Origin of the sequence: Bradyrhizobium sp. USDA 241 (assembly GCF_049739505.1) — a bacterium.
Lineage (GTDB): Bacteria > Pseudomonadota > Alphaproteobacteria > Rhizobiales > Xanthobacteraceae > Bradyrhizobium > Bradyrhizobium liaoningense.
Genome location: NZ_JBMGPZ010000006.1, coordinates 137,461 through 152,793, shown reverse-complemented (window position 1 = coordinate 152,793; position 15,333 = coordinate 137,461). Strand labels below are relative to the sequence as shown.

The window sequence follows — 15,333 nt, the reverse complement described above, 5'->3', positions numbered from 1 at the left end:
GTGGTAGTGAAGCGCGACAGCGCCAGCAGCTTTTCGCGACGCTCGAAATCCTCGTAGATGCCTTCTTTCAGCACCGCGCCAAAAGCATCCCAGATCTTGGCAAAATTCTCCGGGTCCTTCTCGGCGAGGCTTTCGAGCTCGGACACGACGCGGGTCGCCACGGCTTTGCGGATCTGCGCGAACTGCGGATTGTTCTGGAGCATCTCGCGGGAGATGTTGAGCGGGAGATCCTCGCTGTCGACGACGCCCCGGATGAAGCGGAGGTAACCCGGCAGCAGATCGGCATCATCGGTGATGAAGACGCGGCGGACGTAGAGTTTGACGCGGCCCTTGCGATTATCGTCGACGGTGCGAACAGCAGCACGGCGTAGGAGTGGCGGCCCTCGGCGCGGTAGTGCAGCGTGATCGCGGGATCGCCGAAGGCGGAAGCGATCTGCTGATAGGCCTTTTTGTAGTCGTCTGCCGTCAGCTCGGATTTCGAGCGCTGCCACAGCGCGCTTGCCGAATTGATCTGGCGCGGCTCGCCCTCACCGGGCACAAGCTCGATGGGAAACAGGATGCTGTCGGAATAGGCACCGACGATGCGCTCGATCTCGTAGGTCTCGAGATACTTCTTCGCGTCGTCCTTCAGGTGCAGGACGATCTCGGTGCCGCGCGCCACGCGCGCTGCGTCCTCGTCGCTGGCGCGGGCGATCTCGAATCCGGAGCCGCCGGAGGACGTCCAGGTCCAGACGTCACTCTCGCCGGCGCGGCGGCTGATCACGACGATCTTCTCGGCGACCATGAAGGCAGAATAGAAGCCAACACCGAACTGGCCGATCAGGCCGAGGCCGTCCTTGGCCTCCTTCAGCTTCGACACGAACGCCTTGGTGCCGGAGCGGGCGATGGTACCGAGATGGTCGACCAGCTCCTGCCGCTCCATGCCGATGCCGTTGTCGGCGATCGTCAGCGTATTCGCCGGCTTATTCGGAATGATACGGACCTTCAGCGCCTCGCCCTTGCCAAGTAATGAAGGGATCGCGATAGCCTCATAGCGGAGCCTGTCGCAGGCATCCGACGCGTTCGAAAGAAGCTCGCGCAGGAAGATGTCGGTCTCCGAATAGACGGAGTGCACCATCAGGTGCAACAGCTCGGACACCTCGGCTTGAAAGGGCTGCGTATGCACAGCCGTATCTGACGTCGTCATGCATTCACCGGATCACAATTGGGTAAGGGGAAACCCGGATATAGCGCAGAAATACGATGGATCAAGAGTCGTGATGGGACTGTTGACCTTTCCCGCCTGTGGCTGGAGGTCGGCCGAGGCCCACTGAAGGGCGCAAGCGGGAGGCTCCGCGCGGCCACAACGAGCCGTCGACCACAGAAGTTCCGACGTGGCCCTTGAGGAAATGTCCCTGAAAGTCCGTGGTCCCCGTTCCCGCGACCGAGTGCTTCGGAATAACCGTCGCCTGCGAAGCTATGAGGCGTGGCGACCATGAGGCCATCGCCACGAACGCACGATCCGCAATCGATACGCTGTCCTATCCGCGCCGTCACCGAGCTCACGATCCTGGCGACCGACCATCCCTGGCTGCTGTCGATCATCGCCGGCGCCTGCGCCTCGGCCGGCGCCAACATCGTCGACGCGCAGATCTACACCACGACCGACGGCCGCGCGCTCGACACCATCTCGATCTCGCGCGAATACGACCGTGACGATGACGAAGGCCGCCGCGCGACGCGGATCGGCGAGATGATCGAGCAGGTGCTGGAAGGCAAGCTCAGGCTGCCCGAGGCGGTGGCCAAGCGCGCGGTGCGCAGCAAGGCGCGGCCGTTCGTCGTCGAGCCCGAAGTGACCGTCAACAACCAGTGGTCCGACCGCTACACCGTGATCGAGGTCTCCGGCCTCGACCGCCCCGGCCTGCTCTACCAGCTGACGACCGCGATCTCGAAGCTCAACCTCAACATCGCCTCGGCGCACGTCGCGACCTTCGGCGAGCGCGCCCGCGACGTGTTCTATGTCACCGACCTGCTCGGCGCCCAGATCACCGCGCCGACCCGGCAGGCCGCGATCAAGAGCGCGCTACTGCATCTGTTGTCGAGCGAGGACCAGGCGGCGAAGCCGGCAGCATGACGCTCCGCCCGCTCTAGCCGAACAGTCGCATCAGCAACGCCTTGCCGACCGGCGCCGCGCGCACGCTGCGGAAGGCGCGGACATATTCACCGGCATAGAATGCGCGGACGACATTGATCCGCGTCGCAACCGCGTCCTCGAAACGGACGCCGAAGCCGTCGCGGGAGCGGCGGACAACGGTCGCGCTCACGCTCTGGCCGTAGACATTGCACTTGATCGAGGCGCCGATTGCGGGCGGGGCCGGATCGATGAAGCGCGCGCCCGAAATCGAGATGTCGGCCATCCGCACCAGCCGCGGTTCGGCGCCTTCGTGAACCAGGATCGGCTCGTCGCGCTCGAAACGCTCGGCCTTGCGGCGCCGCGGCTGCTCGATGCAGATGAAGCACACGATCGCGAGCACAACGCAATTGTACAGGCTCCAGGCCAGCGCCAGCCCGCCATAGGCGATGCTGTCGCCGCGCGGGTGCAGGATGAAGGCGTAGGCGATCCCCACCAGCGTGATCAGCAAGGCACCGCCATAGAGCCGCAGCAGCGGCCACTCGATGAAGCGGAGGTTGCGGTCGCCGCCCTTGGCGGTCACCTTGAATTTGTGGCCCTGCGGCTTGACGAGGCCGGTCACGACCGCCTTCAGGACCGCCGGCGCCGCGATGTATTGCGAGACGTCGGTCATGATCGCAAGCGAGCGGCCACGCGATATCCAGGCCATCGTGAAGGCGTACCAGACATAGAACGGCAGGAAGTACGTCAGCAGCTCGAACAGGTCAGCATGGACCGCCTTGATGCCGAACAGCAGAAAGAGCCAGGGCACAACCAGGCCGAAAACCTTGGTGCCGTAGACCGCCGCCCAGCTCATGAAGGCATCGACCAGCGACAGCCGGTCCATGAAGGCGAGCCTGGATTGCCGCGAGAACGGCCCGCTGCGGCCCCTGAAGATCTGCATGAAGCCGAGGCACCAGCGCCCGCGCTGGGTGATGTATTCTTTCAATCCCTCCGGCGCGAGGCCGATGGTCAGGCGCTCGTTCAGATAGACCGTGCGCAGACCCCTCTCCTTCAGCCGCAGCGTGACGAGATAGTCTTCCGTCACCGAATCGGTGGGGAAGCCGCCGATCTGCATCAGGCCGGAGAAACGGATCAGCGATGAGGTGCCGCAGCAGAACGCGGTGCCCCAGGCATCCTTGGCCGGCATCAGGATATCGAAGAAGAAGCGCTGCTCGTCGGGCCAGACGTCGGTCGCGGCGAGATTGGTCTGGATCGGATCCGGATTGATGAAGTGCTGCGGCGTCTGCACGACGCCGACGGTGCCGTCCTGCATCAGGCTGATCGCCCGGGTCAGGAAGTCCGGCATCGGGACAAAATCCGCATCGAGGATCGAGATGAACTCCGGCCGGTCCGGCAGAGCGGAGACGTGGTGGAGCCCATGATTGATGTTGCCGGCCTTGGCGTGCCGGTTGTCCGGACGGGTCAGGTAATTGCAGCCGAGCTCCTGGGCGAGCCGGCGCAACCAAAGCCGTCGCCCGTCGTCGAGCACCCAGACGCGATAGTTGGGATAGTTGAGTCCCGTCGCGCCGATGATGGTGCGCTCCAGGATCGCCTTCTCCTCATTGTAGGTGCAGATGAAGACGTCGACGAGCGGCGCATCCGTCGGGGCCCTGGATCGGCGAAGGATCGCGTTGACCTCGGGCGAGCGGTCGATGGTCCTGGAGAGGAACAGCAACGACAGGCACACCGCGATCATCGAAGCCGCCTCGGCCGCCACGAAGGGATAGCCGACCACCGCGTCGGCGGTGAGTCCCAGAGGCGGCAAGGTCTGGGTCACCCGCCAGACGAAGTAGTGCAGCAGCAGGACGAACGACATGCCGGTCATCATGATGCGGGCCAGCGTGTGCTCGCGCCGGAGCAGCGGCAGGATCGCAAGGCAGGCGCCGAAGGCAACCAGGCCGGGCGCGAATGCCGCCATCATGGCTTTGCCGCATCCGTGTTGAACACCACCCGTCCGGTGCGGCCGACCGCGCATTCCTTGCCCGTGCTGTTGAGCGCCGGCATCGAGACCGTCACCCGGTAGGGCTCCTTGTTCAGCGCATCCGGATTGATCGCAAGGTTCGCGGGCGCGCCCGATGCGCCGGTGAGATTGACGATCTCACCCTGGATCGTCGCGCTGCCGTCATTCGGCTCGAAGATCGCTTGCTCGCCGAGCCGGAGGCGGTTGTAGACTCCTTCGGTGACATTGGCGGTGACCACGGCGCCGCTGCAATCGAGCAGCTTGAGCAAGGGCTGACCGGCCCGGACATCCTCGCCGGGCGACGTCATCATCTCCCAGATGCGTCCGGCGACCGGCGCCTTAATGTCGGCTTCCGCCCGGTTGACGTAGTGGAACTGTTCGACTGCAATCTCGTGCGTGAGCCAGTCGATCTCGGCGTCGGCATGCGCCAGATCGGCGCGCAGATCGCTGGCGCGCTGGCGCATCTCCTCTTCGCGTTGCGCGGAGCTCGGCCGATCATTGTAGCTGTCGCCGAGATAAGTGCCGCTCCCGACAGCGGTGAGCTCAACCTTGGCGGCGTCGAGCCGGCGGCGGGCGCCGATCTCGGTCTGCTGGGCGATCGCCTGCTCGCGCGTCAGGCGGGCCATTTCGACCGTCGAGACGCTGCCCGATTTGATCAGTGACGAGGCCCGCTCGACGGCGGCCACTGCCTCCTCCCGCCGCGCGGCCGCGGCCTCGATCGCCGACTGGATTTCGGCAATGCGCGCCTGGAGCTGGAGGAGGCGACCGTCGCGGAACTGGGCCGCCTGGCGCGCAAGGTCCTGTTGCGCCGTCTCGGCGGCCGCAAGCTTGGCGGCGAAACTCGGGCGCTCATTTTCCATCCGGGACATCTGCCGCCGAAGATCGTCGAGCCGCACGCGATCGCCACGCGCGTTGACGACATGAAGGATCGCGTCGCCCTCATGGACCACGCTGAGTTGCGTCGAGCCTTGCGGCGGCCTCGCGCTCACGGTGCCGTCGATCGGCGAGCGCAACGTCACGATCCTGGCATTGACCACGGCCTCGACGCTCGAAGTCTGCAGCACGGCCTTCAGCGGCAACCATCCGAAGACGGCCACGATCGCAAGGCCAATGCCGACCTTGAGCAGGCGGCGAACCCACCGGCCCGAGCCTGCAGGTGCTTCGGGATGGGGAGCACTATCGCTGACGGGCTCGCTCACCGGCTCGTCGTGCGCCGGCTGCAACCGATCCTGCAAATCGCGCTGCAATCCGCATGCGCCCGCGTCCTTATCCTTGGTGACGGAAACTTTGTGTTCAGGAGAGGGCTTCTGCTGCTGTGCCTGATTCATTGACCGGCCCTTGAATTGTCGGTGCGGGCGGGGTTCAGAAACCGTAATCCTGAACGGCCAATGTGCTTTTGGGGTGCCCCTTCGACATGGGAGCACCGTCCCACCGAACGGGGCCGTTATACGCTGGCCCATTGATGGCCACTGATGCTATCTTGCTTGGGTTTCTGAGGCCCAACCCTATGGTTGCACACAACCTAGACGGTTGCAACAGTCATTTTCTACTCAGGGCGCGACGAAACCGCGCGCTCTCGTAAAGCGGTTGCAAGGCTCGACGTGTGAATCGGCGTGGGGTCCGGACGCCGATCGGCGTCCCAAGCGCGTGATTGACTTCGCGCGTGCGGGGTCAATGTTCGGCCTCGATTCACAGCCCGCCTTCCGGCAAACCTCGGCGACTGGCGTCCTTTCCTCTGCCTGACGCAAAACGAAAGCGATCTGTGCCTCGGTGAACTTCGATGCCTTCATGGAACTCTCCTCGTCCCCAAGGGGATCATAAGTGGAAAATTCCAGCTCCGATTGGCCTAATCTGCGGGGAGCACGTCAGTCTTGGGCCAGAGCGAACTTCAAACTGGATTAAGCCTGAGGGGCAAGGTCATTGCCGATGCTGATCGGATGCACCACGTCGTCTGGGATTTGTCATACGCCGGTGACGAGGGCGGCATCATCTGCCATTTGTCTCGCTCGGAAGAAACAGGCAGAGCGCTTGTCGTCTCCCTCACACCTGTGAGCGTGCCGCGCTCGATGCCACTTGCAGCGGCCGTTCTCGATTATCAGAAGCACCGAGTGAAGAAGCTCAAGAAGCCGGGCCGGAGGTAGCATAGAAATGGCGCACGCGATCATCCGAGGAAAGAATGGTCGCCTATACGAAGTGGATTTTGACGACGCGCCGGTACGCGTCGAAGTTCATGCCAGTGAGGAGACCGTCGAGATTTTTGTGGAGGCAGATTTTGAAGCGCACCCGGAAGAACGGCGACGTTTTGCGATAATCAGCATCCCCCGCCACCTGTTCAGCGAGGCCACGGGTCGGACGGCGCGACGCGCAGCGAAGGATCGTTAATGCCGCTGCCGCGCACTCTGTGGCGCTTCCCCCTTCAGGCCGCAGCCATGCGCTCCCTACCGCGGAGCGGTTTAGTGCAACATTCATTCTGGCAACCTCGGCCCGACATAGTTCAACAGCGATCGGGACATCCCCGAGTGCGCCGTTTCCTGGCACTTGCTCGGGTTGTCTTTTTCGTTCCCGAACAGGCCCGAGTCGCACGATGTAAGGCGACATCTGTCTTCGCTGCTCGTTTGGTCTTTCTGGCAGATATCTTGCCTTTTTGCGACTTGGACTGTTGGGGTCTCTTTGAGACTGTGAAGGCAGGATTTGGGGTATCGAGAGTTTCGGCCATCTCCAGCCCGAATAGAGCGGCGACATCGCCTTCATCAAGCACCTTCGCCGCGCCTGGCGCCGTTGTTAGCGGAGAATCCTGTCCAGCGCTGGCGAGCATTTCAGTTTCATCCACATCACGCAGCACAAAAAGAAGCTGAGGCTTTTCATCTAGCCGGGCGCCGACACCATACAGTGCTGCCGCAACGTGCTTGCACATGTCCGCCCAGTCCGGACAGCTGCAGGACAGCTTGATTTCCGTCGGCGACGGAAACAGGCCGTCACCCTCTCGACAGACCCGGTCCATCACGCCCTTCGCCAAGCGGCCCTGCAGGAGCTCAACTAGCGAATCGACGGTCCCGGCGCAGTCCCGACAGATGGATTTCCAGCGTGCCCGCGTAACCGGTGCAATGACAATCTTGATTTGGTAGAGCTCAGACCCGGCGACCATTGCCGAGATCTCGCCCTTGGCAATTTGCAGGTCGATAACGGAGCCGTTTCGAACATAGGTCCGGCCGCGCGGCAAGCGGTTCTCATAGTCGCTGTAGCGTTCAAGGTTGACGCACCAAGATCTGCCCCAGAAGCTCTTGGTAATTGTGCGGCCCTCGATCCTCACGGGCGCAACCGATCGTCCCTGCTTCTTGAGCTTGGCCAACTTGCGTTCTGCCTGTCGCCGCTTCTCAGCTACTGGCACGTAAGCATGCCACCCGTAGTAGCTCATTCATCCCCTTCCTTCATCGCCGCGCCCAAATCGAGAGTCACGAGTCTAAGCAACTCCTCATCTTTCATCTCAGTCAACAGGATGTCAGCTCCGCCGCTAAGAAAATCCCCAGCCAATTGTTTCTTCGACTCAATCATATGGTCGATCTTTTCCTCCACGGTGCCGCGACAAACGAACTTGTGCACAAGCACGTTCTTGGTCTGTCCGATCCGGAAGGCACGGTCGGTGGCTTGGTTTTCGACAGCCGGATTCCACCACCTGTCGAAATGAATGACATGCGAGGCCGCTGTGAGATTGAGCCCGGTGCCGCCTGCTTTGACCGAGAGCACAAAGAACGGGACGTCTTCGTCTTCCTGAAATTGGCGCACCAGGCCCTTGCGCTTCTTAACCTCTGTCTCACCATGCAGGACGAGGCCGGGCCTTCCGAATACGGAGCCCAGGAACGCCACTAGTGGCGCCGTTGTCTCCTTGAACTGGGTGAAGATAAGTGCCTTCTCCTGCCGGGCGGCAACCACTTCCGCGATGTCGCGCAGACGCACAAGCTTACCGCTATCCTCCTCATTCCACGCACCGTCGCCGAGCCACTGTGATGGATGGTTGCAGATCTGCTTCAAACGCATGAGAAAAGCTAGGACGATGCCTCTCCGCTTTATTCCATCGACATCTTCGAGATGGCCGGCCAGTTCCGCCACTGCTTGCTGATAAAGCGCCGCCTGCTTGCGGCTCAAGGGGCAGAAGGTTTTCACCTCGGTCTTGTCGGGCAGGTCGGCAATGATGCTCTTGTCGGTCTTCAGCCGTCGCAGGACATAGGGGCGCACCAGTTCGCGGAGCGGACCGTAAGGGTTATGTGGCCGGTCGGCGAGGCGTTTGACGAATGCCGAAAACTCCTTCGACGATCCCAACAGGCCAGGATTGATGAAGTCGAAGATCGACCATAGGTCGCCGAGCCGATTCTCGATGGGCGTGCCGGTCAGCGCAATGCGCATTTCTGCCTTGAGCCTCTTGACCGATTTTGTCTGCTTAGCGCCCGGGTTCTTGATGGCCTGTGCTTCATCGAGCACCACAAACCGCCATGATGTAGTTTCTAGCCAAGGCGTACGCGTCAGAAAGCCGTAGCTCGTGATTACGAGATCGACATCTGCGCATCTGTCCGCACTGTAAGTGTTCAGTTTCTCGGACGGCGCAGCCGATGGATGGACCACGACTGTTTTCAAGCTTGGCGCAAATCGGGAAATCTCGGCGGCCCAATTGGCTAACAACGAGGCGGGGGCTACGAGCAGGCACGGTTTCCGTGCCATGTCCTCATTCTTGATCACCAGCAGCAGCGACAACACCTGGATGGTTTTGCCGAGCCCCATATCGTCGGCAAGGCAAGCCCCAAGCTTGAGCTGCGTTAGCAGATAGAGCCATTGCACACCCGACTGCTGATAGGGTCGCAGCGTACCCTGAAAATATTGACCGGGGTCGACCCGCATGAGAGCTGGCCCCGGTTGTTTGGACAGCGCCCCGCTGGATTTAAGTGGATTCCTGCCGGGTTATGCTGAACGCGGGGCTTTACGGTTTTGTCGTTGCGTCGGGAGGGCGTAGCCCGACCAGAGCGACGACAAAACCGTCGGCGACGGTCATGCGGCCATCACCATAGCTTGCGTGCCGAAGTAAGCCTCGTCGGGCGTGCGCCCGTCAAGGCTCGAGTGAGGGCGTCCCTGATTGTAGAAGGCCAGATACTTGGCAATTGACGCTCGCGCCTCGGACACGCTGTCGTAGGCGCGGAGATATACTTCTTCGTATTTGACCGTGCGCCAGAGCCGCTCGACAAACACGTTGTCGCGCCAGGCGCCCTTGCCGTCCATGCTGATGGCGATCTTCGCGTCCAGCAGCACATCGGTGAACTCGAGGCTGGTGAACTGGCTGCCCTGATCCGTGTTGAAAATCTCGGGCCTGCCGTGCTTCGCCAACGCCTCCTGGACCGCTTCGACGCAGAAGGCCGCCTCCATTGTGATCGAGACGCGATGGGCCAGGACCCGTCGGCTGAACACATCGACGACCGCCGCGAGATAGACGAAGCCACGCCGCATCGGAATGTAGGTGATGTCCATTGCCCACGCATAGTCGGGCCGCTCGATCTTCAATCCGCGCAACAGGTACGGGTAGATCTTGTGACCCGGAGCCGGCTTGCTCGTGTTCGGGCGACGATAGACCGCCTCGATCCCCATGCGCTTCATCAGCGTCGCGATGTGGCGGCGACCGGCGTATACGCCCTCCCGCCGCAGCAACGATCGCAGCATACGCGCTCCCGCGAAGGGATAATCGAGATGCAGCTCATCGAGCCGACGCATCAAGGCAAGGTCCTCGGCCGAAACTGGCCGAGGTTCATAGTAGACCGTGCTGCGAGCCAGCTTCAGGACCTTCGCCTGGCGCACGATAGAAAGATCATGACCGCGGTCGATCATCGCTTTGCGCTCAGCAGGCCCGCCTTGGTGAGCGCGCCGGACAAAAAATCGTTTTCCAACGCCAGCTCGCCGATCTTGGCATGTAACGCCTTCAAATCGACCGGCGTCTCGGCCGATGTCTTGTCATGCCCAAACACGCCGGCGGCGCCTTCCAGGAGCTGGTTTTTCCAGATCGTGATCTGGTTCGGATGAACATCAAACAGTTGCGCCAGCTCCGCCAGTGTCTTGTCGCCTTTGACCGCAGCCAAAGCAACCTTCGCCTTGAATGCCGGAGAATGCGTCCGGCGGCTCTTCTTCGTCATCTTCGCTCCTGATTCGCAGCAAGAATCCTCGCCGCTGTCAGGCAGAAAATCCACTCAAGCTACTGTCCGAATTTGCGGGGCCAGCTCTCATGAGCCAATCGGGATGGCGCAAGGTCGCCAGCGTCTCCGCCAGCCAGGGGCCGGCAACGGTCTGGCTCCAATCGATGTCGGCTGGTGCGGCAGTTTTATCTCCGGCAATGCCAGCCCCAGCCAGCAGACGCATCGCCTCACCGAACGAAAGACCCTCGGCGGCGGCACGGCGCTCGATGGCCTCAAATTGCTCGAGTGTGCGATGCAGTCGTTCATGATCGACCTCGACCCACTTGCCACGGATTAAGGTCAATCCATCGGAATGCGCCAGGAGTCGCTTGATCTCGGCCTTCGAGAGGCTTTCGCCCTCGAGCGTCACCTCCATTCGGAAGTCGAGCAGCGCGTCCATCCCCAGCTGTAATGGCGCATTGCCCCCGACCGTTGCTTTCACTTGCGGGCGTGCGGGGTGGTTCATGCGCCAACTCGCCGGCATTCGCACGACCACCCCGGCGCTTTCGATTGCGGGAACATCCTTCAGGAATTGCAGCGCCTGTTGTGGGCTCCAGCGCAGCGGGTGAAAGATATCGCCGGCATTGACCAACGTCTTCAACCAAGGGCTCCTCTCGGCGGCGCGCTGGACGGGCATCAGCAGCGAGAGCAGGCGTTGGCGGTTCCTCGCACCGGAATACTCCTGCAAGGCTTTACCAAGCGGCAGATGCTGGGCCTTGGCCTCAGCAGAGAGTCGGGTGGTGTAGGTCGCAAGAAACGCGAACGGGGCTTCATCGTCCTTCCGGTTCTCCGCGAGGTTGAAATGAACGCGCCCAACCAAATTCCAAGCCGGATGACGGCTCTTGAGGAACTCCTGCAGGGAGAGCTTGGCTTGCACCAACTCGGCATCAAAGGCCGCATCCATACCTTGCCAAAGATTGGCCAGGACAGACGTCGTCAGGTATTCCGCGCCGGTCATCGGCGGAACAGCCGCTGCCATCGTGTCCAACTCGCCATCGGCGGGGATCGGCACAGGCGGCTTGGTACGGCCGTCTCCAACACTAGGAAGCGCGCACAGCGCAGTCATGTAGCGCATTCCAAGCGCTCGCCAATACGACAACACCGGTGGGAGAACCGTCGCGACTTCGTCGGCGCCGAGCCACAACAATCCGTGCCCTGAGCCACGTAAAAATGCTTTCTCCAGCCGCAAGCCCTGATTGAGCTCCAACGCAGGAGCTTGCGCCGTTTGTCGCAGTGTCAGCAAACCATGCGGGGTAAGAACGGGTTCCAGCGTCATCATGACGGTGAGACCTTATGATCCCACCGGAAATGTCCGCGATTTTGGGGGTGAGCCGCGCGCCACATCGAGATGTAATTCGCCATTCTGTCACGAAGTACCGAGCATGGGCGCGGTCAGCAACTCCTTGACCCGCATGAACTGCTGAACGCACTCCGCGACTGCGGCCGGACTCTCCGGCAGAAGATCATCCTCCTCCAAAACATCGACATTCCTTTCGTTTTGCGAACGCTCGATTTGCGCCAACTGTGCGCCGATCTCATCCGGCGCGAACATGCGTCTCACCTCGGAAACAAACCGCGGCAGTTCCCGCGCGAAGTCGGGATGTCTGGAGGCAGTACTGGTAAAACTCATCAACTTCTCACCGACAAGGTAGTCGAAGGCCGCCGTGAGCCCGAATCGCGCCTTGATCGTTTGAGCCGCTTCGCACTGTTCGATCCAAATCTTATGCGCTTTGCCCGCATTCATAGTCGGCCCTCATCTTGTCGGCATCGATGCTATTCTTGACGCCAGCCACTCGTTCAATTTCGACCACCTTCGCCGCCCCGAAACGTTGCGAACCGCGATGGCAACGGCTTTCTTCTGACCGACCAGCACGACCAGCTTCTTGCCCCGGGTGACGCCGGTATAGAGCAGGTTTCGTTGCAGCATGGTGTAGTGCTGCGTCATCACCGGGATCACTACGGCAGGGTATTCCGAACCCTGGCTCTTATGGATAGTTGCTGCGTAAGCCGGCACCAGCGTGTCGAGCTCGCCAAACTCATAAATGACCGAGCGGCCGTCGAAGCTTGCGGTGAGTTCGCTGTCTTCGGAACTGACATCGTCGATATAACCGATGTCACCGTTATAGACCTCCTTGTCGTAATCGTTTTCGATCTGCATCACTTTGTCGCCGGACGCGAACGTCCAACCGAAGCGTTCGACCTTGCGCTCGCCGGCGGGGTTCAGAGCCGCCTGCAGTTCAATGTTTAGCGAGCGCGCACCGACGCCGCCCCGGTTCATTGGACACAGAACCTGAATGTCCCGAATTGGGTCGAGGCCGAAGCGATTGGGGATCCGTGTCTTCACCAACTCGATGATACGCTGTACGGCGGTTTCTGGATCGCCCGCTTGCACGAAGTAGAAATCGCTATCCGTGCCGGGCAGGCTGAGATCGGGGATGGCCCCCTGATTGATGCGATGTGCGCTGATGATGATGCGGCTTTGCGCGGCCTGCCGGAACACCTCGGTGAGACGCACCACCGGCACAGCACCGGATGAGATGACGTCGGCCAGCACTTGGCCTGGCCCAACCGAAGGAAGCTGGTCGATGTCGCCGACGATCAAAAGGGCAGACTTGTCTGGCACGGCCTTGATGAGTGACTGCATCAGCATGACGTCTACCATTGAGGCTTCGTCGACAACAAGCAGGTCGCAGTCGAGCGGATTGTCTTCGCCGCGCTTGAAGCCGCCGCCCTTGGGGTCAACCTCCAGCAGCCGGTGGATCGTCCTAGCCTCAAAACCGGTCGCCTCGGTCATGCGCTTGGCGGCGCGGCCGGTCGGCGCGCATAGCAGGAGCCTCACGCCCTTTGCTGCGAGAATGCGGAGAATACCTTTGACGATGGTGGTCTTGCCGACACCAGGACCGCCGGTCATGACCAACGCTTTGGACATCAATGCGAGCCGGATCGCAGCGACCTGGCTTTCGGCAAGGGTAAGCCCGATCCGTTGCTCGACCCAAGGCAGTGCCTTGTCGGGATTGATCCATGGCCAGGGCAGTGTGCCATTCGCAAGCCGGATCAGTCGCTCGGCAATCGAACGCTCCGCCCGATGCAGGCCCGCCAGAAATACGCATGACGTTTCGCCTACGCTGTCCGCGATGACTGTGCCTGCTGTCCGTTCGAGATCAAGCGCAATGCGCACCAGTTCCACCGGGACCTCAAGCAGCTTCTCGGCAAGCGGCACCAGTTCATCCGTCGGCAAACCGCAGTGCCCTTCGTCCATCGCCTCGGTCAGCCCATAGGAGATCCCGGCCCGAACCCGGATCATTGCGGTCTTTTCGATGCCGAGTTTCATCGCGATTGCGTCGGCAGTCTTGAAGCCGATGCCGCGAATGTCACGCGCGAGGCGGTAGGGGTTCTCGGTCATGACCTGTACGGCGTCCGCACCATAGGTCTTATAGATGCGCACCGCCCGGGCTGTGCCGACGCCATTGCTGTGCAGGAAGACCATGATTTCGCGAACGATCTTCTGTTCAGCCCAGGCGGCCGTGATCCGGTTGGCCCGAACCGGGCCGATGCCCGTTACCTCGCGCAGGCGTTCGGGCTCCGCCTCGATGGTATCGAACACCTTCTCGCCGAAGGCGCGCACCAGCTTCTTGGCATAGACTGGCCCGATGCCGCGGATCATTCCGGAGCCGAGGTATTTCTCGATGCCATCGAGTGATGTCGGTTCCGAGGTCTTTAAGAACTTCGCCCTGTACTGTTGGCCATGGGTGCGGTCATTGACCCATTCGCCCGATGCGGTAATCCACTCGCCAGCGGAGATCACCGCGGCGTGCCCGACTACAGTGACCAGTTCGCGGTGGCCGCGCGCCTTGATCCGCAAAACGCAGTAGCCATTCCCGTCGTTGTGGTATGTGACGCGCTCAACAAGGCCAGCAAGAACTTCCCGACTTGATGGTTCCGGCTGCGGTTTCATGCGGATCGTCGCATCATCTGTTCCGTCGCTGAGAGCACCATTTGCGGACAGCTCTCTTCCCCGAACCCAATTTGCTCAGTTGGATCGTCGTTGGCAAGCCACCACGGCGGTCAACCCCCTTCGGAGCCCACCGGGTTGACATGCATAGCGCGACTGCATGGCCGATCAATGGGCGTCCGGCGATATGTGTCGGTAGCCGCCGAGCGGTGTAAGAATCGAACTGTAAAGGAGACCAGCCAGTCGTGATTTCGCTTTGCGGTTACCGCCGGCCGCGGCAACCTTGGTCTCGACCAGCAGCCGATCAATCGTGGCTGCGCTGACGCCGAGCACCAGTGCTCGATCGGCCTGGTCCGAGCTTGAGCCGGCCATGCCGCTCCAGCGAAGGCAGCAACGTCGGAATCATTACCCTGAGCCGCTTGCCGCAGATCCGATCCGAGGCCTCCCATAGCGCCACCAGTGTGAATCTGCGTGGGGTCCGGACGCCGATCGGCGTCCAAGTGCTTGATTGACTTCGCGCGTGCGGGGTCAATGTTCAGCGTCGATTCACAATCGCCCCCCGGGCAATTACGGGTGCCGCAACGAGCGCCTTGCAGTTGCGCTGCGGAAGAAGCAAAAGGAGACAATCTTAGCATCGGCTTTTTCAATGGCGTTACAAAAGCAAAAGATCACCAAAGACCAGCTTCATGAATTGATCCTAGAACGGTTTGGACTGACCAACTTCTTTCAGGTCAGCGAGGACAGGCAGCTCGGGTTTCGCACAACTGTGGTAGCGGCGCCGGAGGATCTCTGTGAGTTACATTCTCGGCTCGAACGTATTTGCAGTGAGTTGCGGCCAAGATTTGAGTTAGAGTAAGTCACGACCTCAGGCGGGATCTTCGAGGGGCTTTCGGCTGATTGGCGTTGGTCGAAGTATCTATATCTGGGCTCCGGTGTGTGTGTGTGTGTGCGTAAGTTCACAGAAGCATCGCAGACCGGGTGCTAGATATTCTTCGCGAATATTATTGCGGTCGTTCATATTGGTGACGGAGTTTACGGTGAATTACATGGCACCGATACAGGC

Annotated in this window: 11 protein-coding genes and 3 pseudogenes; 3 read left to right on the top strand and 11 right to left on the bottom strand. The window is 61.3% G+C overall.

Features of this window, described 5'->3' with window-relative positions:
• Positions 1-1,186: pseudogene (gene htpG / locus ABIF91_RS44185) on the bottom strand (molecular chaperone HtpG); the annotation flags it as partial.
• 336 nt (positions 1,187-1,522) lie between these two features.
• Here htpG and ABIF91_RS44180 point away from each other — a divergent pair.
• Positions 1,523-2,113: pseudogene (locus tag ABIF91_RS44180) on the top strand (ACT domain-containing protein); the annotation flags it as partial.
• Between the two features lie 13 nt (positions 2,114-2,126).
• Here the strand turns inward: ABIF91_RS44180 and ABIF91_RS44175 are convergent.
• From ABIF91_RS44175 to ABIF91_RS44165, 3 genes and pseudogenes are all read right to left on the bottom strand, one after another.
• Positions 2,127-4,073 carry a glycosyltransferase gene (locus ABIF91_RS44175; RefSeq protein WP_028182192.1) on the bottom strand — a complete coding sequence of 649 codons (1,947 nt, stop codon included), beginning with the start codon at positions 4,071-4,073 and terminating at the stop codon, positions 2,127-2,129.
• Positions 4,070-5,440, bottom strand: a complete 1,371-nt coding sequence (locus ABIF91_RS44170; protein WP_060913168.1) for an HlyD family secretion protein — start codon at positions 5,438-5,440, stop codon at positions 4,070-4,072. Before ABIF91_RS44170 ends, ABIF91_RS44175 begins: the two co-directional genes overlap by 4 nt.
• Before the next feature lie 366 nt (positions 5,441-5,806).
• Positions 5,807-5,902: pseudogene (locus ABIF91_RS44165) on the bottom strand (transposase); the annotation flags it as partial.
• Between the two features lie 81 nt (positions 5,903-5,983).
• Here ABIF91_RS44165 and ABIF91_RS44160 point away from each other — a divergent pair.
• Complete coding sequence (locus ABIF91_RS44160; RefSeq protein ID WP_018273925.1) at positions 5,984-6,253, top strand: hypothetical protein; 270 nt, start codon at positions 5,984-5,986, stop codon at positions 6,251-6,253.
• A 7-nt stretch (positions 6,254-6,260) separates the two neighbouring features.
• Entirely contained in the window at positions 6,261-6,494 is a 234-nt protein-coding gene (locus ABIF91_RS44155; protein WP_284279815.1) for a hypothetical protein, read from the top strand.
• 112 nt (positions 6,495-6,606) lie between these two features.
• Here the strand turns inward: ABIF91_RS44155 and ABIF91_RS44150 are convergent, their stop codons facing one another.
• From ABIF91_RS44150 to ABIF91_RS44120, 7 genes are all read right to left on the bottom strand, one after another.
• Positions 6,607-7,527 (bottom strand): SWIM zinc finger family protein, encoded by a 921-nt coding sequence (locus tag ABIF91_RS44150; protein WP_284279817.1) that lies wholly within the window; start codon positions 7,525-7,527, stop codon positions 6,607-6,609.
• Positions 7,524-9,002 (bottom strand): DEAD/DEAH box helicase, encoded by a 1,479-nt coding sequence (locus ABIF91_RS44145; protein ID WP_424579888.1) that lies wholly within the window; start codon positions 9,000-9,002, stop codon positions 7,524-7,526. Before ABIF91_RS44145 ends, ABIF91_RS44150 begins: the two co-directional genes overlap by 4 nt.
• Positions 9,003-9,149: 147 nt before the next feature.
• Positions 9,150-10,279 (bottom strand): IS3-like element ISRj2 family transposase gene (locus ABIF91_RS44140; RefSeq protein WP_424579180.1). Its coding sequence is split into 2 segments (ribosomal slippage): positions 9,150-10,027 and positions 10,027-10,279, totalling 1,131 coding nucleotides; the frame shifts between segments, so codons are not numbered across the junction.
• A gap of 37 nt (positions 10,280-10,316) precedes the next feature.
• Positions 10,317-11,597, bottom strand: a complete 1,281-nt coding sequence (locus ABIF91_RS44135; protein WP_424579887.1) for an SNF2 helicase-associated domain-containing protein — start codon at positions 11,595-11,597, stop codon at positions 10,317-10,319.
• A gap of 87 nt (positions 11,598-11,684) precedes the next feature.
• Positions 11,685-12,062, bottom strand: a complete 378-nt coding sequence (locus ABIF91_RS44130; protein ID WP_018273921.1) for a hypothetical protein — start codon at positions 12,060-12,062, stop codon at positions 11,685-11,687.
• Between the two features lie 9 nt (positions 12,063-12,071).
• Entirely contained in the window at positions 12,072-14,273 is a 2,202-nt protein-coding gene (locus ABIF91_RS44125; protein ID WP_035697191.1) for an SF1B family DNA helicase RecD2, read from the bottom strand.
• A 165-nt stretch (positions 14,274-14,438) separates the two neighbouring features.
• A complete protein-coding gene (locus ABIF91_RS44120; protein WP_035697190.1) occupies positions 14,439-14,642 on the bottom strand; it encodes a hypothetical protein in 204 nt (67 codons plus the stop codon).
• Between the last annotated feature and the right edge of the window lie 691 nt (positions 14,643-15,333).